This is a genomic window from Aeoliella straminimaris (genome assembly GCF_024054565.1).
In the GTDB taxonomy this organism is placed as follows: Bacteria; Planctomycetota; Planctomycetia; order Pirellulales; family Lacipirellulaceae; genus Aeoliella; species Aeoliella straminimaris.
Genome location: NZ_JAMXLR010000092.1, coordinates 235,704 through 259,160, shown reverse-complemented (window position 1 = coordinate 259,160; position 23,457 = coordinate 235,704). Strand labels below are relative to the sequence as shown.

The 23,457-nt window shown below is 61.1% G+C and carries 18 protein-coding genes; 11 read left to right on the top strand and 7 right to left on the bottom strand.

Features of this window, described 5'->3' with window-relative positions:
- The first annotated feature begins 74 nt into the window (after positions 1 to 74).
- Positions 75 to 1,589 (top strand): ATP-dependent Clp protease proteolytic subunit, encoded by a 1,515-nt coding sequence (locus tag NG895_RS26845; protein ID WP_252855648.1) that lies wholly within the window; start codon positions 75 to 77, stop codon positions 1,587 to 1,589.
- A 107-nt stretch (positions 1,590 to 1,696) separates the two neighbouring features.
- On the opposite strand, the gene NG895_RS26840 is transcribed toward NG895_RS26845, so the two are convergent.
- Complete coding sequence (locus NG895_RS26840) at positions 1,697 to 1,999, bottom strand: membrane or secreted protein (RefSeq protein WP_252855647.1); 303 nt, start codon at positions 1,997 to 1,999, stop codon at positions 1,697 to 1,699.
- A gap of 268 nt (positions 2,000 to 2,267) precedes the next feature.
- The gene (locus tag NG895_RS26835; protein ID WP_252855646.1) at positions 2,268 to 3,242 is read right to left on the bottom strand and encodes a type I phosphomannose isomerase catalytic subunit; all 975 of its coding nucleotides are present in this window, start codon (positions 3,240 to 3,242) and stop codon (positions 2,268 to 2,270) included.
- Between the two features lie 278 nt (positions 3,243 to 3,520).
- Between NG895_RS26835 and tatC the strand changes: the two genes are divergently transcribed.
- Positions 3,521 to 4,507, top strand: a complete 987-nt coding sequence (gene tatC / locus NG895_RS26830; protein WP_252855645.1) for a twin-arginine translocase subunit TatC — start codon at positions 3,521 to 3,523, stop codon at positions 4,505 to 4,507.
- A gap of 50 nt (positions 4,508 to 4,557) precedes the next feature.
- Positions 4,558 to 5,340: a class I SAM-dependent methyltransferase gene (locus NG895_RS26825; RefSeq protein WP_252855644.1), complete on the top strand. Its 783-nt coding sequence runs from the start codon at positions 4,558 to 4,560 to the stop codon at positions 5,338 to 5,340.
- A 30-nt stretch (positions 5,341 to 5,370) separates the two neighbouring features.
- Here NG895_RS26825 and NG895_RS26820 read toward each other — a convergent pair whose 3' ends face one another.
- The 4 genes from NG895_RS26820 to NG895_RS26805 form a co-directional block, all read right to left on the bottom strand.
- Positions 5,371 to 5,757, bottom strand: coding sequence for a cytidine deaminase (locus NG895_RS26820; RefSeq protein WP_252855643.1), 387 nt, complete (start codon positions 5,755 to 5,757; stop codon positions 5,371 to 5,373).
- Between the two features lie 98 nt (positions 5,758 to 5,855).
- The gene (locus tag NG895_RS26815) at positions 5,856 to 6,974 is read right to left on the bottom strand and encodes a hypothetical protein (RefSeq protein WP_252855642.1); all 1,119 of its coding nucleotides are present in this window, start codon (positions 6,972 to 6,974) and stop codon (positions 5,856 to 5,858) included.
- A 37-nt stretch (positions 6,975 to 7,011) separates the two neighbouring features.
- Positions 7,012 to 7,506: a hypothetical protein gene (locus NG895_RS26810; RefSeq protein ID WP_252855641.1), complete on the bottom strand. Its 495-nt coding sequence runs from the start codon at positions 7,504 to 7,506 to the stop codon at positions 7,012 to 7,014.
- A 128-nt stretch (positions 7,507 to 7,634) separates the two neighbouring features.
- The gene (locus NG895_RS26805) at positions 7,635 to 7,865 is read right to left on the bottom strand and encodes a hypothetical protein (protein ID WP_252855640.1); all 231 of its coding nucleotides are present in this window, start codon (positions 7,863 to 7,865) and stop codon (positions 7,635 to 7,637) included.
- 352 nt (positions 7,866 to 8,217) lie between these two features.
- Here NG895_RS26805 and NG895_RS26800 point away from each other — a divergent pair, with 352 nt between their 5' ends.
- Positions 8,218 to 11,685, top strand: a complete 3,468-nt coding sequence (locus NG895_RS26800; RefSeq protein ID WP_252855639.1) for a TolC family protein — start codon at positions 8,218 to 8,220, stop codon at positions 11,683 to 11,685.
- A 24-nt stretch (positions 11,686 to 11,709) separates the two neighbouring features.
- On the opposite strand, the gene NG895_RS26795 is transcribed toward NG895_RS26800, so the two are convergent.
- Complete coding sequence (locus NG895_RS26795) at positions 11,710 to 12,309, bottom strand: sulfotransferase family protein (protein ID WP_252855638.1); 600 nt, start codon at positions 12,307 to 12,309, stop codon at positions 11,710 to 11,712.
- 892 nt (positions 12,310 to 13,201) lie between these two features.
- On the opposite strand from NG895_RS26795, the gene NG895_RS26790 reads away from it, so the two are divergent.
- The 7 genes from NG895_RS26790 to NG895_RS26760 all read left to right on the top strand — a co-directional run bounded on the left by NG895_RS26790 (position 13,202) and on the right by NG895_RS26760 (position 23,457).
- A complete protein-coding gene (locus tag NG895_RS26790) occupies positions 13,202 to 14,296 on the top strand; it encodes a glycosyltransferase family 2 protein (RefSeq protein ID WP_252855637.1) in 1,095 nt (364 codons plus the stop codon).
- Positions 14,293 to 15,696 (top strand): glycosyltransferase family 4 protein, encoded by a 1,404-nt coding sequence (locus NG895_RS26785; RefSeq protein WP_252855636.1) that lies wholly within the window; start codon positions 14,293 to 14,295, stop codon positions 15,694 to 15,696. Before NG895_RS26790 ends, NG895_RS26785 begins: the two co-directional genes overlap by 4 nt.
- Complete coding sequence (locus NG895_RS26780) at positions 15,683 to 17,389, top strand: alkaline phosphatase family protein (protein WP_252855635.1); 1,707 nt, start codon at positions 15,683 to 15,685, stop codon at positions 17,387 to 17,389. Before NG895_RS26785 ends, NG895_RS26780 begins: the two co-directional genes overlap by 14 nt.
- Positions 17,390 to 17,446: 57 nt before the next feature.
- A complete protein-coding gene (locus NG895_RS26775; RefSeq protein WP_252855634.1) occupies positions 17,447 to 19,165 on the top strand; it encodes an alkaline phosphatase family protein in 1,719 nt (572 codons plus the stop codon).
- Between the two features lie 12 nt (positions 19,166 to 19,177).
- Positions 19,178 to 20,725 (top strand): flippase, encoded by a 1,548-nt coding sequence (locus NG895_RS26770; protein WP_252855633.1) that lies wholly within the window; start codon positions 19,178 to 19,180, stop codon positions 20,723 to 20,725.
- A 297-nt stretch (positions 20,726 to 21,022) separates the two neighbouring features.
- On the top strand, positions 21,023 to 22,000 hold the full coding sequence (locus NG895_RS26765) for an efflux RND transporter periplasmic adaptor subunit (RefSeq protein WP_252855632.1): 978 nt from the start codon (positions 21,023 to 21,025) through the stop codon (positions 21,998 to 22,000).
- 59 nt (positions 22,001 to 22,059) lie between these two features.
- The gene (locus NG895_RS26760; RefSeq protein WP_252855631.1) at positions 22,060 to 23,457 is read left to right on the top strand and encodes a tetratricopeptide repeat protein; all 1,398 of its coding nucleotides are present in this window, start codon (positions 22,060 to 22,062) and stop codon (positions 23,455 to 23,457) included.

The following is a 23,457-nucleotide window of genomic DNA, read 5'->3' as shown; positions in this document are numbered from 1 at the left end:
AAAAACGGAACGGAGCCCACGCCTGTCGCGGCGATCGAGTTATCTATCCACATTCAACGAAGGGAAATCTGTCGATGCCATTGAAGTACCTCGCCCCCCTGGCGGTGGGATTAATCCTGGCCGCCCCCAGCTTTGGCGAAACCTCCTCCCCCGAGAGCACGACCCTCGAGGCAGCGGCTCCCCTCGTGGCAGCTGAACTGCCCGACGAGGTCGAACGCCAGATCGACGAACAAACCGAACACCTGCCGGACGAGATTCGCGAAAAGGTCCGTCAAAAGATCAAGGAGATAGCCGAGAAGAAGCTCGCCGAGGCCAAGGAGAAAGCCGAAGAGGCAGAGGAATCGGCCGACGAGGAGGAAGCAACCTCCGAGAGCGAAGAGTCCGAGGAAGAAGGCGACTCCGAAGAAGCCGAAGAGGAAAAGGAAGAATCGAAGTCGGCCAACAGCGCCGAGAGCGCAGAAGTCAAGAAGATGAAGGCCGAGCAAGAGCTGAACGAAGCTCGCTTCAAGCACAAGCTGGCCGAGTACAAGCAGCAGCTTGAGTCGCAGCGACTGGCGATCGAAAAGTCCAAGATCGACATGGAGCTCGAAGCCCAGCGGGTCAAAGCTCAGAGCGTGGCCATCGAACGCGAACGCGACCGCATGAAGTTGGAAGCCGAGGTGCTGAAGCTCGAGCGTGAGCTGGAAACGCAAAGGCTGGAATCCGAATTGGCCCAGCTGCAGGCCGAGAAGAAGAAGATCGAGACCGAGCTGGAAGTCGAGTCAGTCAAGGAGAAGCTCGAAGACCGCGTGATCGGCGAAGAGCAGTATCCCGACGAGCCGTTCAAGGACGGCGTCCTTCAGGTGAGCGTTCGCCGCATCGAGCTCAATGGCCCGATCATGACGGGGGCCGCCGACTACGTCTGTCAGCGTCTGGACTACTTCAACAACCAGTCGGATAAGCCCATATTCCTGGTCATCGATAACTGCCCCGGCGGTTCGGTGCTCGAAGGCATGCACATCCTGCAGGCCATCAAGGAGAGCAAAGCTCCCGTGCATGTGGTGGTCAAGCGATTTGCCGCCAGCATGGCCGCGATCATCACCACGCTAGCCGATCACTCCTACTGCTATCCCAACGCCATCATCCTGCACCACCAGGCCAGCACCTCGATGAGTGGTAACGGCCGGCTGCTGGAAGACCAGATGAAGATGTTCGACGAGATCTCGCACCGCGTGATCGGTGAAGTGGCCAAGAAGCTGAACACCACCGAAGAGGAATTCGTCGCAGAGATGTACGAAAACCGGTCGAGTGGCGACTGGGAGCTGTTCGGCGACAAAGCCGTGGAGAAGGGCTGGGTTGGTAACGTCGTGGAGCTGGTTCGCGAAGAAGCCATTCGCACCCGCCCCACCGGAACCCGTTCGTCCGGCCTGCGTTTCCTGAGTCTCGAAGGCGAGCAGCAACCCCAGCCTGCGTCCAGCGGCTACCTGGAGCGATACGAAGCCCAGTTGGTGGAACAAACGGACGACCAGGGTCGCCCCTTTGTGCGTCTGCCCAAGCAGGGCCCGTTCGACGCCTGGATGCTGTACAACCCCAACGGCTACTACAGGTAAGCCAAACTCAGACTTATTGAGATGCTCACACGGAGCAGGTACCGCTGGTGCCTGCTCCGTTTTTCATGCGCCCAGTCAACGCAACACCTGCGGCCGAAGCGTAACGGCTATTGAGCGGGGGCGTACATCTGAGGTGCCGGAGCGACGAACTGCGTGCGCCCCTGCTGATTGGTGTACTGGCGTGCTCGCTCCACCTGAGGGCGGGGCGTCTGAAAGGCGAGCGGACGGGCCCCGTCGACGGGCGGACCTGCATCGGGCAGCGGGTAGGGATCGTAGTTCTGCGCGTTGTATTGCTGGTAGCTCGCCGGACCCGGATTGTATAGGTGAGGTGTGCGAACCGCGGGCGAGCAGCCGACGCCGGGCGCCAGGACGAGTGTCAGTACGCCAATCAGTCCAACTGTTCGTTTCAAGGTTCCATCCTCGCTTCGTGGAGACATAGGGGCGGCGATTGTAGGCCGCCTCGCGGTGGGTGCCAAGACGAAGTGGCTCCATGCCAGCAGGCACCCACCGCTAGCATCGACCGCCAGGTCCAGAATTGTGAGCCACGCCCGAATTGCGCGGCACACCCCCGTTCTGCCGGTCATTAGGCCTACGGCGAGTTGCGCGGTTGGTTCGGTGCTGGCGCGGGCAAAGGCCCTGCTAAAACGAAATAGGTTCCGTTCTCCGGGCCAACGGGTGCTAACCCGGCAGGTACATATCCAGCCAGGTGGCCACGCCGATGGGCTTTAGCTCGATCGACCCGCATGCTGCTGGCACCAGCACCGTTTGGCCTTTCGGCAGCTCGACAAAGCCCGACGCGAAGGCGAGCGTCACCGTGCCGTCCAGTACGGCGATCAAGTGAAAGCGATCGCCCAGGTCGAGCTTGAGCGTTTCGCTTCTGGTGGCCCGCTCGAGTACGAACTTGTCGCACTCCACCAATCGCTCCACGCCCTCGTCCCCGGTGGGCTGCGGAGATTGCGGTGCCACAGGACCACGTGCAAAGTCGGTCACGTCGAGCGACTGCTCGATGTGCAACGGTCGGGAGTTGCCATCCTTGTCCACTCGGTTCCAATCGAACAGGCGGAACGTCGTGTTGCTGGCTTGTTGAATCTCGGCGATCACCAGTCCTTCGCCCAGCGCGTGGACGGTACCGGCCTTGATGAACACGCAGTCGCCCACCGTGGGTTCGAAGGCATGCAGGCATTGGTCGCTGGTGCCCGCTTCCACGGCGGCCGCGAGCGACTCGCGCGTGACGCCCGGCTTCAGTCCGGCATAGATCTGGCTGCCAGGCTCCGCGGCCAGTACTACCCAGGCTTCGGTCTTGCCGAGATCGGGCGGGTCGAGCTTCGCACCTTGCTCATCGTTGGGATGAACCTGCACGCTGAGCGTCTTCTTGGCGTCCAGGAACTTGAACAGCAGCGGAAACACCGGCTGCGGATGATGCTTGCCGAACAGCTCCTGGCCATGCTCGCTGACGATGTCGTGCAGCGTCTTACCGGCCAGTGGGCCATCGGCCACAACACTCTGGTTCTCACCATGATCGACTGCTTCCCAGCTCTCGGCGAAGGTCGGGCCATCACCAATCGGCTTGTCGAGCAGCGTGCCGAGCCGGCGGCCGCCCCACAGATACTCTTTGAAAAGGGGCTGGAAACACAGGGGATAGAGCGTAGACATCGTTCTCTGCGGGGGGGCGTTAGGGGACGAAATGCGAAGGCCGCTGGACGCCATTATCTGCAGTATCGGTGTTTTCGCTACGGGGCGGCCACCTCCGGGGAAAAGGCGTACAAGTGGGCAGTGGGAGCGGGCCTTGGCGGCTGCTAGAATAGAAAGTTTGGCGGATCGGTAGCTGCGGCTCCCTCGCTCGCCCCCCACGGCTCGGCCCCCTGCCCTCCACCGCCTCGCTTCCCCTGCAGCACAACCCGCCTCAACTCCCCCCCTCGCAACGTTTCACTATGGCCGAACCCGACGATCTGTTTGAAAAGAGCAAGATGTCTTTCGGGCAGCACCTGGAAGAACTGCGCGGGGCACTGGTCAAGTCGCTGCTGGCGATTGCCATCGGGTTCGGCATCGGGCTGTATTTTGCACCAATGTTCGTCCGGTACGTCGAAGGGCCACTCAACCGTGCGGTCGACCGTCATGTGCTGAACGATGCCCGCGAGAAGTACATCGACGAACTCAAACAGCGGAAGGCCGACGGGGAACCGGTGCCCGACGACCTGGAGGCCGCGGCCGACGTGTTCATCGAGCAGGGTCTGGCCCCCCGCCGCATCTACATCGATCCCGAGTTACTAAAGATCGAGTCCGATGAGAACTTGGTGCCCATCACCATCTTCGAGTACGTGAAGGACGATCCGCGACGGGTGATCGGTACCGGGGTGACGCAAGGCTTCATGGTGTTTGTGAAGGCGGCGCTGGTGTTGGGCCTGATCATCGCCAGCCCCTTCGTGTTCTACTTCATCTGGCAGTTCGTCGCCGCCGGACTTTATCCACACGAACGCCGTTATGTGAAGGTGTTTTTACCGTTCAGCATCGGATTGTTCCTGGCCGGTGCGGCGGTCGCATTCTACGGGGCGCTGCATTTCGTGCTGGAGTTCTTGTTCTGGTTCTACGAAGTTCTCGACATCGCTCCCTACCCGGTGATCAACGAATGGATGAGCTTCATCCTGATCCTGCCACTGGGCTTCGGCATCAGCTTCCAGTTGCCGCTGGTGATGCTGTTCCTCGAGCGGATTGGCATCTTCACGGTCGAAAACTACCTGAAACAGTGGAAGGTGGCGGTGATCGTCATCTGTATAATCTCCACCGTGCTGACGCCAGCCGATCCGCAGAGCATGATTCTGATGGCCGTGCCGCTGGTGGGGCTCTATTTTGGCGGTGTCGGCCTCTGCCGATATATGCCCCGCCGACAGACACCATTTGGTACGATGGCAGACCAGTAGCCCTGCGTCCGAGTTGGCGCAACTCCTGTCACCACGAGCCCAAGCACGTCATGCCTATCGCTACGCATCGATTTCTTGCCCTGTTGCTGTTTTCGCTCGCCGCACCGCAGTTGGCGCTTGCCCAGGATGTCGCCGAGCAACAGCAGACGGAAACGACCAACGACACCACCGAGGCGCCCCCTGCCCCGCCCGAGTACCTGGGCCGGCGGATCGCCCAGACCATGCACTACGCCGGCGCGCCGTGGCTGGTGCGCGAATCGCGCGAGCGGGAAGAAGAGTGCAGCAAGCTGCTGCAGGCGCTAAAGATTTCCCCCGGCCAGACCGTTTGCGATCTGGGCTGCGGCAACGGGTTCTACACCTTGAAACTGGCCAAGCTCGTGGGACCGAAAGGCACCGTATGTGCAGTGGACATCCAACCCGAAATGCTGGACCTGCTCGACGAGCGAGCCACCGCACGGGGCGTCACCAATCTGCGGCCCACGCTAGGGACCGTTACGTCGCCCAACCTGCCGAAGGGCAAGCTCGATTTGCTATTACTGGTGGACGTCTATCATGAGTTCTCGCATCCCAAGGAAATGCTCACCGCGATTCGCGCCAGCTTGAAACCAACCGGCCGGGTGGCTCTGGTCGAGTATCGCTCGGAAGATCCGGAAGTGCCCATCAAGCGATTGCACAAGATGAGCCAGAAGCAAGTGATGAAGGAGTACCAGGCCAACGGCTTCAAGTTGGTGGGACAATACGACGAGCTGCCTTGGCAACACGTCTTCTTTTTCGCGCGGGACGACTCGCAGCTGGAGAAGGCCGAACTGAAGCGTTGGGAGAAGGAAGAGTAGCACGCATGCATACGCTCCCCGTGCTTGTCATCAGAACTTGAACTGATGCGGCAGCAGTTCCTCCAGCGTGTATTCAGCCACCTGATCGCTCTGGCAGCCGATGTAAACTCGCATCTCGTGGGCGAACTCCGCCAACACCTGGCGGCACGCACCGCAGGGCGAGGCAGGCTCGGGCGTCGGCGTGAAGATGGCCACGGCCACCAGCCGCCGGGCTCCGGCCGTCACGGCGGCGCACACCGCAGCGCGTTCGGCGCAAATGGTCAGGCCGTACGAGGCGTTCTCGACGTTCACGCCCGTGAACACCCGACCGTCGTCTGCTAGTACGGCTGCGCCCACGGAGAACTTGCTGTAGGGTGCGTAAGCCTCACCACTAGCCGTTTTGGCGGTGTGAAGGAGTTTCGCGGTATCGATTTCCAAGGTCGTGCGCCCCCAAGTAAGTGGATTTCGGCTTGCACCAGTATCCAATCATTCTTGGCGACGGTGCCCCCTAAGCCAACCCGGCTTTCCGAAAACGACTACGGAACCGGCGGCATCGCATCGAGTGAGATACCACCGCTGGGCAATTGCTGCACCGCCCCTGTCGACTGGGCCTGGTAGGCTTCGGCAGACGGGTAGGCCGTCGGCAATTGATAGGAAGCCGGTGCAACGGAGGTGGGCGGCGTCGCCGTGTTCGGCGCCGGCGACTGCGGCATCCCCACCGGAGCACTCTCAACGACGGGCACCACCGAAGGGGTAGGAACGCTCCGTGGGTCGAACGCCACGCCAGCGGCAGTGCTCCCCAGATCGACCTTGGGGTAACTGTCGTTAAGCGCCGGCGGCGAGAACATCATGGCCCGTCCAGGGATGGCCTGGTTGATGGCGACCGCGCCCACGTCGATGGTCAGAGCCAGTTGCGAGGCGGGAACCCGGATCGTCACCCGGCGTGGCAACGACACCTGCGAGTTCTCGTAATAGCGAAAATCCTCGGCGATAGCGCTGGCAACCGGAGGACCGCCGTCGACTTCGTACAAATGCTGTTCCATCACCCATGCTCGTTCGGCGTCGATCACCAGCACCCGCGTCATCGGACCGGTGGGAGTGGAAATGGCAGAACGCAGTTCGAGCGTACCGTCGGGCCGGGCGACGGGTCCCTGGTACGGAATGTCGGGGTTCAGCTGCACCAGCCCCAAGGCGTCGCCCACCCAAGTGGGATCGACTGGCAGCACCTGCCGAGCGCCGCTGCTGGCAAATTGGTCGTGCCGACAAAAGTAGAGCGCCGGCGGCGAGTTCTGTTTCACCCAGAACCAGAACATTTCGTCGTTGCTACCCAAATCGACCTGGTCACCACCTATTGCAGCGCCGGCCGTCAGGCGGAAGTTCATGGGGCGCTCCAGCGCAATAGTGCCCCGCAGCATCGGTATGCCTGCCATACCGGGTACGGTGAAACGGGCGTTGTTGGTGTAGTACGACCGTACGCGGGCCGTGTTGGCGTTGATGGCCGACACGATCTGCGGTGCTGTGGTGGCATCCTGCAGCACGACCGGCGCCGCGGGCCCGGGTGGCTGGAATAGCCCAGTGGAGCGGCAGCCTACCAGTGTCGACAGCAGCAGGGCCGCGAACGGCAATGAACGGCGTTGGAGGAGGTGGTATGCCAAGGCTCTGAGCGTGTTGGGTTACGAATTAGGGATGGCTTCAACTGGCGTCGCTGTACAACAGTTCGATTAGCTGGGCTTGGATTTCGTCGGCCCGCTGGTTGTCCACCTCGACTACCGGCACGTCGTACTCGGCGGCTCTGGCGGGACAGAACATTCTCAAGGTCTCCTCCCCCGTTTGGGCAACTGGGAATGCTGTCTCGGCAAAGCGGAAAACCCGCTTCCGCACTAGGAATAACGCCAGTACATAGACCGAGTCTTCCTGGCCGGGCTGGTCGCGCCAGCGGTCGAACAGCTCTAGCGCCACTTCACTGGGGGCCAGCTTCGGCTTGGCCGCTCCCTCGTCGGGCATCTGCGATTTCCACCAGCCGAGCGAGCCTTCAGGCGGCCCCTGCCAGGCGTCCCGCGAGTAGTCACGACGCACGACTTCCGCTCCCTCGGCCACCAGCACCGAGTAGTAACGATCGCCCGGCGAAAGCTCCGCGTTGGTTGAAGCGCAACGGCGAGAACATCGTTTGACGTCGAAGTCGAGCACCGGAGGCGGCTCCTGAGGCGTAGGGATCGGGGGAATACGAAGCCCGGAGACCGTAGCGATTTCCGCCAACCGACGCAACAGGATCTGCGGGTGCTAGCAGAGAGAGGGGTTGCAAGAGTTGGGTCGACCTAACTGGCCTGAAACATCCGCGTGTCGGTGCCACCGGGACCGATTTCGAAGCGGATGCGACGCGCGCAACGCGGACAGTGACCGACGTAGGCCGTTTGCTCGCGATTGACGTAGATGCGCTGATAGACGTCGCAGCAGGCGAAATGCACACCGACAAATCGCCGGGCCCCGGGCGCGGCGGGCAGCCGCCGAGGCCCCTCGCTCGACAGATCCAGATTCTCTCCCCGCATAGGCGCGCTCCTCCAGTTACCTGTGATCGGCGACAACATACCACACGGCCGCCAGGACGCGGAAGACGATTCGTTTCGGGTATCCCGCCCGATAGGCTTCGCAGACGGCACAGCTTACCGTCGCGGACAGCTAGCAAGTCCGGGCGTGGGCAGAATGACCGCTGAGGCACCCTCCCGGCGTTCGATACCAGAGGAGAAGGAGCTTGCTAGCGCCGGCAAGGATTGCGGGCAACACCCAGCGGCAAGCTTCGTCACGCGACAGGCGAATCGAGACGGACCGGTTCACACAAGGATGTTTGTGGACCCTTCACTAAAGCGATGGATCGCTGCTTACCAAGAGCCACAGCGAGTAATGGAATCCAGCCCCCAAATTCCCCGTGACGCTCTATCAGGCGGACGGAACACGCCCCCCCGCCTTGCACGCGGCCGATCCACCCTCGGCTGGCTGTTGCTGGCGTGCTGCGCGACTGCTGGCCTGGCCGGCAGCGTCTCGGCTCAGGTGCGTCCCTTTGTCCCTTCCCTCGATTGCTGCCCTAACCAATACGACCCCTGTTGCCCTTCGAAGGCGGCCAGTTGCATTCCGCTGCCTACGGTTCGCGTGACCGAAGAGCAGATCTATGCCGACCCCACAGCGGCCAATCGGTGGCCCATCACCGTGTACGAGGCGATCGGTATCGCGCTGAACAACTCGGAGGTGGTTCGCAACCTGGGGCTGGTAGATGCCCAGTCGAAAAACGACTTGGTGCAATCCAAGCTGACGACCTACGATCCCGCCATCGCCGACGCCGAAGCCGCCGCGCAATGGGGCATTTTCGATCCGCTGTGGACCACGGAAATGAACTGGGACCGCCAGGATCTTCCCCCCGGCGTTTCGTTCAGCGGTATTGGCAACCGGCCGCCTCAGCTCGACTACGCCGACTTCGTTACCTCGATCGATCAACTGCTGCCCGGCGGTACGCGGTTTGGTGTGGACGAAGTGGTGAACTACCTGTTCAATCCAGAGCATCCAGTCGGCTTGGATCCCAACCCGCAGTACTACAGTTATACACAATTTCGCTTCAACCAGCCGATGCTTCGCAACTTCGGTATGGACGCCAACATGGCCAAGATCCGCATCGCCGCGGCCGAAGCCGAGCGGACAGACTGGAACTTCAAAACCGAGACCCTGGCATTGGTCCGTAGTGTCGAGACCGCCTACTGGGACCTGTACTCCGCGGAGCAGAATCTGCGCGCATTGGATGAAGTGCTGCCGATGTTCCGCGAGATCGTCCGTGTTCGCGAGCAACGCCAGGAGGCTCAGGCTGGCACCAGCGCCGAGCTTTCGCGAGCCAAGGCCGAGATGTTCCGCTACGAACAGGCACGGCTGCAAATGATCTCGGTGGTCGCCGAGCAACGGCTGGTCCTGCGAAACCTGATGGGGCTGAAGCCGGGCGATGGCACGTTCATGACCACGCTGGCCGTCAGCACGCTTTCGCCGCCCATCGAATCGCTCGAATCGGCCGTCTACACGGCACTTCGTCAGCGTCCCGACGTGCTGCGGCAACGCCTGGCCGTGTACGTGGCCAAGCAAGAAAAAACGCTGGCCTGCAATAGCCTGAAACCACTATTGGATTTCAACGCTTTCTGGCGCATCAATGGCCTGGGCGACGACCTGGGCAGTTCGTTCGGCGTGCAAGCAAACGACGACTACAATAGCTGGCAGATGGGGCTGACGTTCCAGATGCCGCTGGGACGACGCGAGGCAAAATCGAATGTCCGCGCCACGCAGCTCAACATCCGCAAGGAACGTGCCCTGCTCGATCAGGTGGCCCATCAAGCCTCGTTCCAAGTGGCCGATGCCCATCGCCGTATTGTCTGGTTGTATCAGCAGTATGGAGTGGCCCAAGATCGGGTAAACGCCTTGCGCGACTACGGCGAAGCCGCCCGCGCACAACTCGAGACTCCCCCACCAGGCATGAGCGGCGCCTTCGCCCTGGAGTTGTACGTACAGCATTTGCGCGAGTTCACCGACTCGATGTATCATGTGAACTCCATCGTGTCCGACTTCAACAGTGCTGTGGCCCGGTTCGAGGAAGTGAAAGGAACCCTGCTGACCTCGCGACTGGTGGAGATCGAAGGCGATGGCACTGGTGCGATCCCCGAAGAAGTGTTGTCGCCGGAAGATGCCAGGCCCATGCCTGGCACACAGCCGACTCCCGGCACCGAGCCAGCACCTCCGTCTCCCGAGCAACCGTTGACGCAGGCGCAGCCCAGGGCCCAGGATCCGGCCGCCACGGTTCGCCAACCGGCTTCGGCGCCACAGAGCATTTACAACCTGCCCCCCGACCCCCTGTCGCAGCAGCCCGCTGCTACGGATCCGGTCGCCACGGCCACGCCACCAGCGAATCCGCGCCCGACGATCACCCCGGCGGTGCCCGAGGTGGCCAGGGTGCCATCGAACGAGAGTGTCGCTGCACCGGCTATCGCGCCGCAACGCGCTCCCAGTAAGGCAGCCGCCCCGATCGTGCAGTCGCCCCCGCCCGTGGCGTCTGCTCCGGCTGTCGCGAGCCCACAACCGGTGGCACAGGCGCCAGCCACTCTCCCCCAGGCTCCGCAGACGATTGCCGTTCCACGGGTAGCCCAGACGCCAGTTGCACCAGCACCTTCCGTCAAGCCGCAAGCCGAAGCGATTGCCGCTCCGGATGTTGCTCCCCTGGCTCAACCCGACTTGATCACCGGCCAGCAGTCGCGCGATCTCTCGCCAGCGCCTCGAGGCCTGCGAAGACCAACCACCCAGGTCCGGCCCTACAGTCCTCCAACGGCTGAGCAATCGGTCGTTCAGACGCAGCCCAAGCAGCAATCACTACCGCCGCGTCCTTTGCCCATGCCGTCGCAACCCCAGATTGCGATGGGCCCGAGTCCACAACCCAACCCGCCTGCTCCGTCAGTGGAATCGCAGCCGAAACTGGAGTTGCAGCAACCGACGCTGGCACCTTACAAACTGCAACAGCCGGTCGTGCGGGGACCGTTGCAACAACCGCAGGCCGCCCCCCAGCTGGAATTGCAGCAGCCGAGCCTTGCTCCCCACAAGCTGCAACAGCCAATCGCCCGGGCACCGCAACCACGAGTGGAGACGCGGCCGATGTTGCAGTTGCAACAGCCAACACTAGCACCGCACAAGTTGCAGCAGCCGGTCACCCAATCACCGCTGCGGCAACCGCCAGCCGCGTCCCCTGCCATGCAGGGACCGGTTCTTCAGCAACCGGTGATGCAACCACCCACGCCCAAGAGTTGGACGCCCCTTGCGCAAGTGCGTCAGCCTCAGGAGATGAGTCGCAGCACTCAACCCGCCGCGTCGAAGGCACATGAGCTGCCTAACTTCGAGGTTCGTCAGGCGCCGTCGCAGCCGAGCCCCGCCTTGGCGCAGAATTCATCCTCTTTGCAACAACCGGCGATGATGCAACAACTGCCACTGGCGCTCTCCAATCCGTTGGCCCTGGTCCCGGCCGATCGCTACCAGCAACCCCGTTGGCGTCCACTGGAGCCTTTGCAGTCCAGTCGCGAGACGGCCGCATTGCCCGCGTTGGAGATTTCCCAGCCGCAGTCGACAATGCCCATAGCGGTGCAGGCAGCCCCGATTCCGTTCGTTGCGGTGATGCAACCGCAGACGCTGCTCCCCGGTGACACTCAAACAACATTGGTGAACACTGATCGCACGCAGACGCGGTTTCAACTGCAGCAACCAGCCAGCCAGCAACCGCAGCTTCGCCGCTCGACCTACCAGAGCCACGTGCCCTCGATGGCCCGCGAAAATCTGTCGCAGCCGACGTTCGTTCGGTAGCCCAGCCGATAGCGTCCACCTGCCTTAGCTGGCAACACCCTGCTTACGATTGCGGTACAGCGACTTATCGACCGTGGCGGCCATCGCTTCCACATCGAGACCACCACCGAGAAACTCGTCAACCTTGGCCAGTTCGGCGGCCGGGTCGTGCATCAGCGCGTTGTAGTCGACGCGAATCAATTTGAAGCAGGGGCGGTCGGCAATCCACTTGAAGAACTTGTCGATCTCCATCTGAAACATCATCCGCATCTGCTCGTCGCTGATGCCGTCGCTGCCGGTGCCGTTTCGCTCGAGCATCACCCGTTGCGAGGCGAGCACTTCGTCCAGTTCGCGGCCCATGAACAGAACATAGTAGGTGCGATCTTCGGGCAGGTCGTACAATAGGCGGTACACCATCTTAACCACCTTGCCAGCGCTATCATCCAGCCAGCTCGGATCTTCCTTCGTTTGCTTAACCGCTTCGAACTCGTAGTACCCGTTGGGGTTGTCGTCGTCGGCGGTGCGAATCTGGTCGATCATTACCGGCAATCCGCCGGTCTCCAGCATTCGCATCATCATCGACGTGCCCGAACGAGGCAGGCCTGAAACAATGGTCAGGAAGTCCTTGTCCGCAGAATTGGTCATGTCTGAGCTCCAATAGGATGGATTGATGCGAAGCGCTCAGGGTACCCCCAAAGCACCAATGTTTGGACGATGCCAGTGAGCAAAGTTCTTCTGGCATCCGAGGGAACACTCGACCGCAAGAACATTGCGTTGCCCGTTCGCCGCATGGAGGAAGGAACGGTTGGTGTAAAACACTGCGGCGAAATCTGTGCAGCTTCAAAGGCGTCATTGACAACCATAGTTGGCTCTGGCGACTTGTTCAATAGTTGTCCGTCTTTTGACCACCATCGCAGCCCGCCGTGCCTACTAAACGGGCAACCTCTGGCCAAGGAATCTACACGCGTCAGTTCCAGGCGCGGGATCTTCCGACTTGGCGATTCCTTTTTCCTGAAGCGCCGCCAGACCGTGCGGCTACGCGCCTAGTGGCAATCCGATTGCCATAATCTGTCGAACAAATTGCACGACTTGCGATCCCTTTCCGCTGTCGTAACACGGTTAGTTGAGTGAGCATCTCATCAACTTGTGCCACGCATCGGCCCACCGATTGCTAACACACAGATCGTGCTTATGGTAAGCGGTACTAACAAAAACGCAGCGAGTGTAAACCCAGGTTTACAGGCAGATGAACAACCACACTTCATGCACAGCGCGCGAATCGTCGTTGCGTGTAGTTGAAGTTGGCGCGAAGAAGCTTTTAAGTTTTTTCGCTTGAGTTTTTTGTTGATCATCAAGCTGGGTTCGTTAATACTGTTCGCCGAGGGAGGTAGCCCGCCGTGAATCGTCCGATTTTGGTCGTGTCCTTCGACTGAGTGTTCCTTTCGGACTGGTCTTGTGTGGTTTGTCTGGCTGGCAAAGTGCTTTGAATTGCCCAATGCGCTTGTATTGAATCTACGTTGACTTGGGGGATCATGGTATGTGGCCGCTAGAGCTAGAGGTGCCGCGTTTGGGAGAGCTAGCGCGGCAGTTTGCCGGTGTAAGCGCTGGTAACCTGCGGCAAGTGCTCGAGCTTCAACAGAAGCAGGGTGGTCGCGTCGGCGCGCTGATGCTGCGGGCTGGATTGCTCAGCGAAGAACAACTTACCGACCTGCTGCGTCGGCAGGCGCGGTGGGTGGCAAACACTCGCAGCAACGACCTGAAGCATGGCGACTTCCCGCTGTCGGTGCCTTTCTCCATCTGCATGCCCTGCTATAACGAGGCGCAAGTGTTGGGCGAAGTGCTTACCGGCGCCTTGGCCGTTTTGCCCGAGTTTCTCGACGAATTCGAGATCGTTATCGTCGACGATGGCTCGCAGGATCAGACTTCTTCGGTGGTCCAATCCTTTGCCGAAAAGGACGATCGCATTCGCCTGGTACGGCACGAAGTAAACCGCGGTTACGGCGCATCGGTGGCCACCGGCTTGCGGGCTGCTCGGGGCGACCTGGTGTTCTTCACCGACGGCGACGGGCAGTTCAATCTGCTCGACCTGCCCCAACTGCTGGTCGAAGCGCAATCGCACGACGTCGTCGTGGGCTACCGCTACGACCGGGCCGACCACGCCATGCGAAGATTCAACGCGTTTGGCTGGAAGATGATCATTCGCACTCTGATGGGGCTGAAGATTCGCGACCTGGACTGTGCTTTCAAAGTTTTTCCCCGTCGAGTTATCGACAAGCTGCGACTCGATTCCGAAGGCGCGTGTATCAGTGCCGAGATCATGTGCCAGTGTGCACGTGGCGGGGTGACCATGACCGAAGTGCCGGTGAATCACTATCCACGTTCACTGGGCAAGGCCACCGGCGCCAATCTGAAAGTCATCACCAAGGCCTTTCGAGAATTGCCGGTCGTGTGGAAGTATCGCAAGCTGCAACCGTGGGTCTGGAACGAGGCGCCTGCCGACCCGCCCCAGGCGCCCACCGCCGACCCACTGTCCGACACCGCCACCCACGCAGCGCTCAGCGACACCCTTGTGGACAATGGCGACGGCCAACAGAACACCTCCCCCACCTCCTCGGTAAATACATCCTCATGAGTGTCTTTCCCCAGCAACGTCTGCCCGACGTGCTGACCGACACCACTCGTCGCGAGAGGTTCGGCACGGCAGCCATCGACGCACCCTTCGCGCACCATCAGAAGTTAAAGGTGTGTGTACTGGCGGCGTGTCCGTTTCCCGCCAACCATGGCACGCCCGGCTCGATTCGCGAGCTGGCCGAAGCCACGGCCGAACGGGGGCACGAAGTGCATGTGGTGTCCTATCACATGGGCGACAATCTGCCGCTCAAGGGGGTCCACCTGCATCGCATCCCCGACTGGACCGGCGAGCGCCGGGTCGTGGTGGGCCCCACCCGCCGACGACCGGTGTACGACTTCCAGATGATCTTCACCGCCATGAAGGTCATTCGCAAATACGATCTCGACCTGATGCACGCCCACGGGTACGAAGCCGCGTTGGTGGCTGGCTGCACCCGCCCGTTTGTCGGTCGCCCGGTGCTGTACAGCGCGCACAATTCGATGGGCGACGAGCTTGCCAGCTACGACTTTTTCCATTCCCGCAAACTGGCGGACGGCTTGGCTTGGGTGCTGGACAACACGGTACCGCGAATTGGCAATCGTTGCCTCCCACACAGTGTGAATCTGCAGGAGTTCCTGCTGGCCAAAGGCCTGGCAAAGAAAACCGAGCCGGTGCTGAATTTCGGCATCGACGTCGACCGCCTGCCAACGGTCGATCGGGCAACGCTGCGTACCAAGCTGGCGCTGGGCGAGGATCCCATCATTTTGTACTCGGGTGTGATCGACAAGTTCCAGCGGCTCGACCTGCTGCTTGAAGCGATGGTGCACGTGGTGCGTTACGAACCGCGGGCCAAGCTGCTGATCTTCTCCACAATCCAGCATCCCAAGCACGAACGCGCGCTCTTGGACGAGGCTGCCCGACTAGGTGTCGACAAGAATGTGATCCTTCGCGTCCCCTCCGACATGGAGAAGGGTCGCAAGCTGATCTCGCTGTGCGATATCGCGGTGGTGCCCCGCCCTGCCGCACCCGGTTTCCCCATCAAGTTGCTCAACTACATGGCCGCATCGCGTCCCTGCGTGATGTTCGCCAGCTCGGCCAGCCGCGTCAGTCACGGCGAGCATGTCTGGCTGGCGGCGCAGGACACCAGCGAGTCGCTCGGCACATCCATCATCCAACTGCTGAAGAACAAGAACCTCCGCCAGCGCGTTGCCGAAGGCGGACACCGCTTCGTACGAGAACATCACGATCGGCGGGTCGTGGCGGGCAACTTGTGCGAAGCCTATCTCCGAATGCTGCAAGCAACGCGGCGATGGAAGCGGGTGGCCGATCGACCCAAGGCCATCCCGCTATGGCATCAGGACGAACAATTGAATGATTCAGGTGTTTCTCAGGGCAAGGTAGAGATTCATGCCTCAGCGTAATTACTCCGTACTGATCGTCGGACTCGACGGCGCGACTCTGGACTTGATGCTCCCGTGGATCGACGAGGGCTACCTGCCGAACCTCGGCCGGTTGCTTCGTAGTGGAGCGCACAGTCGGCTGGAATCAACCATTCCGCCCATCACACCCTGCGCGTGGTCGAGCTTTATCACCGGTAAGAATCCCGGCAAACACGGTCTGTTCGACTTCGTCGAGCCCGATCGCGATGGCCCAGGCTTCCGCTTCACGAATGCCTCGTTCCGCGATGGCGAGTCGCTGTGGGCGTGCCTCAGCCGTCATGGACGTCGGGTGGGTGTGGTGAACGTGCCGATGACCTACCCACCTGAACCGGTGAACGGCTTCCTGATCTCGGGCCTCGACACGCCGCACGAACATAGCCCGTTCATGTACCCGGTTGATATCCGCCAGGAGATCAAGCAAGCAGGCATTCGCTATCGCATCGACCAGCAACACCTGGGGAACATGCGGACCGACGAGCGCCGCCGCCAGCAGTTGGCCGACATTTTCGAGGCCGAGACCGCCCGCACCAAGGCGTTCGACCTGTTGAGCAAAAACCGCCCGGCCGACTTTCGCATGATCGTCTACGGGGCGACCGACCAGGTGCAGCACCACTTCTGGCACTTCATGGATCCGGAGCACGACAAGTACGATGCGTCCGGCGCCGAAGAGTTCGCCGATGCCATTCGCGACACCTACATGCACATCGACGAACAGTTGGGGCAGTTGATGGACGACATCGACGACGACACCATCGTGCTGGTGATGTCCGACCATGGCTTTGGCCCCACGTCGAACGTTCGCCTGCGGCTGAACCAGGTACTCCGCGATGCCGGGCTGCTGAACTTCCAGCAGTCGAACGACCGCCCCAGCATGTTCCGCAAGTTTGCCCGCTGGCTGGACGAGATGCTTCGTTCGACACTCTCGTCCGACATGAAGCGAAACCTGGCTGGCATGCTGCCCAAGATTCGCGTGTGGTTCGAGAACCTCGACGAGGCCAAGATCGATTGGGGTCAAACCAAGGCACACGTGAACGAAGCGTACCGTTCGAGCCCCGCTGTCTGGCTGGAAAAACGCGATGGCCAGACCGAAGGCGAAGCGCTCGACCTTCGCAGTCAGGTGGTTGCTGCACTCAAGGGGCTGACCGACCCAGCGACAGGTCAACCGGCGGTCGGCAACTGCTATTTCCCCCACGAGATTTACCACGGCCCGCACACCAAGCGGGCTCCCGAGGTGCTTCCTTCCTGGTGGGAGGACGGTTTCTTGCTCGAACAGAGCGCCCCGCTGAAAGACGTGTACCCGAACATCGAACGCTCGAACTCGCCCATCCAGGGTGGTGTTGAGTTCGCCGGTTCGCACCGGCTCGATGGGGTGTTCATGGCCAGTGGTGGACCGTTCCGTCAGGGCTTTGCCTTTGGCGGGGCCAAGATCGTCGACGTGGCACCCACGGTGCTGTACCTGATGGGCCTGCCGGTGCCCGACGACATGGACGGCCGGGTGCTGACCGAGGCGATTTCCGATGAATTCGTTCAGGCTAATCCCATCGAATGGGAGACCGTGACGGGCGAACATGCGACCGACGACAACGACGACAGCGACCACCAGCAGATGTCGTTCACCGAAGATGAGTCGGAGCTGATCGCCAAGCGGCTACAGGCTCTGGGATACATCAAGTAGCGACACCACAATTCGCAAGGCGACCGCGAAAACTGTTAATTTGGAGAGACCATTCTCATGACCCGTGTATTCATCGTCGGCTGGGACGGCGCCACGTTCGATCTGATCAAGCCTTGGGTTGCCGAAGGCAAGCTGCCAAATATCGCGCGGATTCTGGACGAAGGCACGCATGGCCTGCTGCGTTCGACGTTGCCTCCCATGACCTTCCCGGCTTGGACCAGCTTCATGACCGGTAAGAACCCGGCCAAGCACGGCATCTTCGATTTCACTCGCCAGCGACCCGGCTCGTACGACCTGGAATTCGTTAACGGCGGTCAGCGCAAGGCCCCCTCGTTCTGGAAGCTATTGAGCGATGCGGGCAAGAAAGTGATTTCGATTTCCGTGCCGTGTACCTATCCGCCGGAGAAGGTCAATGGCATCATGCTCAGCGGCTTCGATGCCCCCGGCCTGGGCGGCAGCGGATCGACGCTCGACTCACGGGGCATGCACCCGCCCGAGTTGTGCGAGGAACTCGACAAAGCCGTGGGTGGGCACCCGATCGGTTCGTTCCCCATCGCTGAAATCAACGATGGCCGCCCCGACGTGGCGATCGATAAAATCATCGAGGCCATCCGTCGCAAGGCCAACACCACCAAGTACCTGGTCGAAAACAAAGAATGGGATTGTGCAATGATCCTGTTCGGCGAGTCGGACGGCGTGGGACATCACTTCTGGAAGTACTGCGATCCCGAGTCGCCACTGTTTACCGACAAGCCGCAACGCATGGAAGACAGCATCTTCCGCGTGTACGAGGAGCTCGACCGGCAGCTGGGCGAGATTCGAGAGCTGCTGCCCGAAGACACCACGCTGCTGATGATGTCCGACCATGGCTTCGGCGGCGTGAGCAACAGCGTGCTGTATCCCAACTGCTGGCTCCGCGAGCAGAGCCTGTTGAAATTCCGTGGCGGGATGTCCAACTGGTTCTCGCGCAAACTCGATGCCGTGAAGTTGCTGGCCGTGGCGAAGCTACCGAGCCACGTGAAACGCATGATTTACCGCGCTGCCAAGGGTCGCCTGGGGGGCATCGAGGCCAAGGTCCGGTACGGCATCATCGACTGGTCGGGCACGCAAGCCTACTTCGAAGAGAACCCGTACTACCCCGTTCTGTGGCTCAACGTAAAAGGTCGCCAGCCCGGCGGCGTGGTTGAGCCAGGCGAAGAATACGAGGCCTTGCGAACCAGGCTGATCGAGGCCATGGAAGACTGGCGTCATCCCGAAACCGGCGAAAAGATCGTCCTGCGTGCTTACCGCCGCGAGGAAGTTTACAGCGGACCACTCATGGAAGAAGCGCCCGACATCCTGGTGCACTGGAACGAAAAAGAAAACTACACCTACGCCTTTAAGGTCAGTTCCAAGAGTACCAACAACCAGTGGACGGAAGACGTCGATCCCAACAAGGCCGAAAACCTGGCGTTCTTCACAGGCAAGTCGGGCAGCCACCGCGACAACGGCATCTTCCTGGCCACGGGTGCCACGATTCGTAACGGCGAGGAGATCGAAGGGGCCCACATTACGGATGTCGCCCCCACCATTCTGCACTTGCTGGACGTTCCCGTGCCTGCGGACATGGACGGCAAGGTGCTGATGGATGCGTTGGACGAGTCGAAGGTGTCGACCGAAGTCGCCATCGGCGCGGCGGCCGAGATGACCACGGCCGGTCCCAGCCAGGTGGACTACGACGCGGACGACGACGAAGCCATTGCCGAAAGACTGCGTGCCTTGGGATACATTGACTAGCACGAAACGTTGATGACCGACCAGCCTACCCAACCCGACAACACGCCGGACACTTCTGCCAGGAAGTCGCCGCTGTCGCGCATTGTGCGCAATAGCGCCATGAACGCACTGGGGATGGTGCTGATCGTGCCGCTCAACTTCATCGCCCTGTTTACCATGGCTCAGCGGCTGGGTGCCGAGGCGATGGGCATCTACTTCTCCTTGTTCGCCATCAGCGCTGTGATTCATTGGATTTCGGACGCGGGCACCTCCACAGTACTGACCCGCCGAGTGGCTCGGACTCCCGAGCAACTGCCTGTGATCGTGGGCGAAGCAATGGGCATCATGCTGGCCGTAGTGTCGAGTTCGGTCTTGCTATTTTTCATCGCCAGCACCGGTTGGACCTGGGTCATGCTGGGGGCGATTCCCTGGACCCTGCTGACGGTAGCCGCCTCGGCCATGGTGGCCCGCCACGCGATCGACTTCGCATCGAACACGTTCCGCGGGCTCGAACGTTTCGAGTTCGAGAACCTGGTCCGCGTGATTCAATCGGCTTCGTTCTGCCTCCTGGTGTGGTACATCGTCCAGCCTCAAGACAATGGCACCCTGGCTGCTTACGTGGCCTATGCGGCCAGCAACTTCCTGGCCGCCGGATTGGTTTGGCTGATCCTGTTGGTTGGTTGGTGTTGCCCGCTTCCCAAGCTCAGCATCCAGGTGATCCGTCAATGGTACTCCGAGTCGTTTCCCCTGGGTCTCGGCGACGTAGTTCGTCAGCTCTTTATGCAAATCGACACCTTGCTGCTGGCCACGCTCAGTACGCCGGTGGCGGTGGGCATCTACAGCATTGCATCCCGGCCACTGCAACCGTTGCGGTTGGTGCCGCGGACGATCGTATCGGTGACCTTCCCGATGATGAGCCGGGCGGCCCACCTGGAGCGGGAGGTGATGGGCGAGATGTTCGCCAAGACTACCAACCTGCTGTGGGTGGCATCGCTTCCCATCTGCATCGCCACGGCCACGTGTGCCAAACCGCTGGTGCTGAGAACCGCCGGTCCCGATTACACCGCAGCCATCGTGCCGCTGCAACTGCTGATCTGGGCGACGGTGCTGATGTTCGTCAACGCCCAACTCCGTTTTGCCTACACGGCGCTCGACGCCGAGCGTAAGTACTGGCGTCTGTCGATCGGTTCACTGCTGGCGAAGGTGCCCCTCTGCATCCTTTGCATCCTGTACTTCGGTGTCTACGGCGCGTGCTTTAGCGTACTGCTGGGCGAACTGGTGGTCTCGATCTGGGGACTTACCAGCCTGAAAGCCATGCACATGAAAGTCCCTCATTGGACACAACTACTGCGGGCGATACCTGCGGGACTGGCCATGTATGCCACCCTGCGACCCTTTGTGAGCGAACAGTCGCCGCTATGGTGGATGGGCCTGGGACTGGCGGTCTCCAGCGTCGCCTACCTGGCAGCCTGCCTGCTGACGGGTGCCTGGCCGCGGGAAGACGCCAACTCTTTTCAGCTTGCCTTTCGTGCTTCGTTTGGAGGAGTGGCCCGCCGACTGGCTCCCACGGGGCGTTCCTGACGCCCCGAGCGTGTATTGAATTTCGGCGGCTCGGAAGGACACCGGCCGCACAACAAGCCAAGGATGGTCGCCAACAGGTGGGATGAAGTCCCCCTCACAAGCTCAAAAAATCCAATTGGTAAATGCGGAGGTCCGAGTAACATGCGTCCCGAAACACTACGTCGAATCAGTGGTTTGTTTGTGCTCCTCTGTGCCGTGGGCGCTGTAGCAGCATGGCAATGGCAAGCCCGGGGGGCCTTGCGAGACTGGAGCCCCACCCAGGCGCGCAAAGCGGACAAGCCTATCCCGGTACGCACCGTGAAGGCCGTAGAACGCGAGTTCTCGGAAGTCATTGGTGGTACTGCCGTAACCATTCCTTCGCAAAGCGTCATTCTGTCCATTCCCGAGAGCGCCTCCGAAGCGTTGGACCGCGAAGTCACGGCCGTCAACTCCGGCGTGGGTTCCGCCGTTTCCAAGGGCGATGTGCTGCTGGAATTCAATCCCACGCTCTTCCAACAAATCGTCGAGGAGAAACAAGCCTTACTCGACAAGGCCAAGGAAGAGCTGACCGTGATGACAAAGCTGCACGAGAAGAACGCGGCCTCGGGCCTGGAAGTGAAAACCGCTGAAGTGGCCGTGAAGACGGCCGAAGTCGACCTCGGCATGTCGCAGCGTGATTTGGAGCTGTGTGTGGTCAAGAGTCCTGTCGACGGAGTGATTGAGCAGATGGACGTAGCGCCGCAGATGCGGCTGGGCGGCCAGACTACCCTGGCAGTCGTTCATCAACTCGATCCCATCTACGTTCAGATGGACTTCCCCATGGAACGCTGCGATTCGTTGGATGTCGGACAAGCGGCCGAGGTCGCACTGGACGCCTTCCCACAGGACACTTTCACGGGCAAGGTCGTGAAGATCTCGCCAATGGTCTCCACCAAGACTCGCGTGCTGCCCGTGTTGATCGAAGTGCCGAATCCCGGCAATCGCATCCGCGCTGGCATCTCCGGATACGCGCGTGTCTCGCGCGGAACGAGCAAGGGCATGGCGGTTCCGAGCGTGGCCATTATCAAGAACAAGCAGAAGGCCATGGTGGTCCGCGTGGAAGACAAGCGAGCCAAATTGCAGGAAGTGAAGACCGGCTCGGTGGTCCAAGCGGGGTACGTGGAAGTATTGGACGGACTGAACTCGGGCGACGAGATCGTGGTCTACGGCCAGGATTCGGTTCGCAACGACGACGTACTCAACACGCAATGGGAAGAATGGAGCGGCCGTGACGATCTGGCTGCCAGTCAACCGTAGGTCGGACCACTTCGGTTTCTTCGATTGAGAATCCTTCTGATTGCGTGAGCAGTTAAACCATGGCTTCCTTCAAACAACTCAAACACCAGGCCAGGCACTGGTCCCAACGGGGGCTGGACGCCTTGGTTCGTATCGGCAGCACCGTGCTGTCGAATCGCGGACTGGCGGTGATGGCGCTACTGGCGTGCGCAGCCCTGTGCTTGGGCCCCTGGCTCCGCCCCGCCATCAGCCGCGACTTCCGAGGCTTCCACATTCCGTGGAGCTATCTGGGGGGCAGACCATTCTTTCCGCCCTACGCTGCTGTAGCGCCACGTCCTTGGCTGATGAATAGCGTTGCAGTACCGGTGTTGCTGGCTATCGTGGCGGCCATCCTGCTCGTGGTTATGCGACGCGACCGGATCGCCATGGCGCTCGGTCTGGTGCTGGCCGTCAGCATTCCCGCCGTGTCGGCCGCCCTTTGGAACCATCCGGGCTTGATCGAGTTCTTCGAAAGCGAAGTCCGGCAGCGCGCGGTGCTCCGCGAAGTGTTCCACCATCAGAGTGAAGAGTTGCTAACCGGCGGTGTCCCCGATCGACTTGCCACCGGTGGCAGTCACAACACGGCAGCCGGGCACCACTCGACTGTACACCCGGTCTTCCTGCCATTTCGTTACTCGATGTACGGACCCTGGATGGTCGCTGTGGCCTGCACCGGGGTGCTGCTGGCAAGTTCCGGAAGCTTACGGCACCGGTTGACGTACGCAGGTGGATGGGTGGCCGTGGGACTGCTGCTGGCCGTGGCTGCCACCTGGCCACGCTGGGTGGCTGAATACCATTTCATGCAAGCGGCCGCCCACGAGGATGCCCAGCAACTGGCCGAAGCCGAACAATCGCTCGACCGCGTGAAGTGGGCGATGCCATCGCTCGAATTCAGTCGGCGGTACCGGCTCGCCCTTGGTCGGGTGCACTATCGCCAGGGCATAGATGATTTTTACACTGCCTTCTTCGTGGCCCACCAGCAAGCCCTGACTGGCGACTACGCCGAGGCTCGCAACATGCTGTCTCCCACCATCAACCAAGACGAAAGCAGCCACGCTTCTCGCGAACTGCTGGCCGAGATCCTCGGTCACATGGCGGCTGAACAGGTCGCCTTGGGCGATTTCACGGCCGCAGATCACCTGTGGGGCGAAGCCACTCTACTGGCTCCTTGGATGCCCGGTCACTGGATTGCCCAAAGCACCACGGCACTGGCCGCCAATCCGCTGCGTGCTGAAGAGCTCGAACAGGCGTTGATGCCCCGTCTGGTGCAGGTGGGCGACCGCATCGTCAACAGCGACATCGCCTCGATGATTGGCGACGCCTATTTCAACACGGGCGACTTCGCCAAAGCTCGCTCGATGTACGATCGGTCGATCGCGAATTTCCATCTTCCCAAGAACGCCAACCTCAAGGCCCAGGAAGGTCGGCTGGGGATGTAA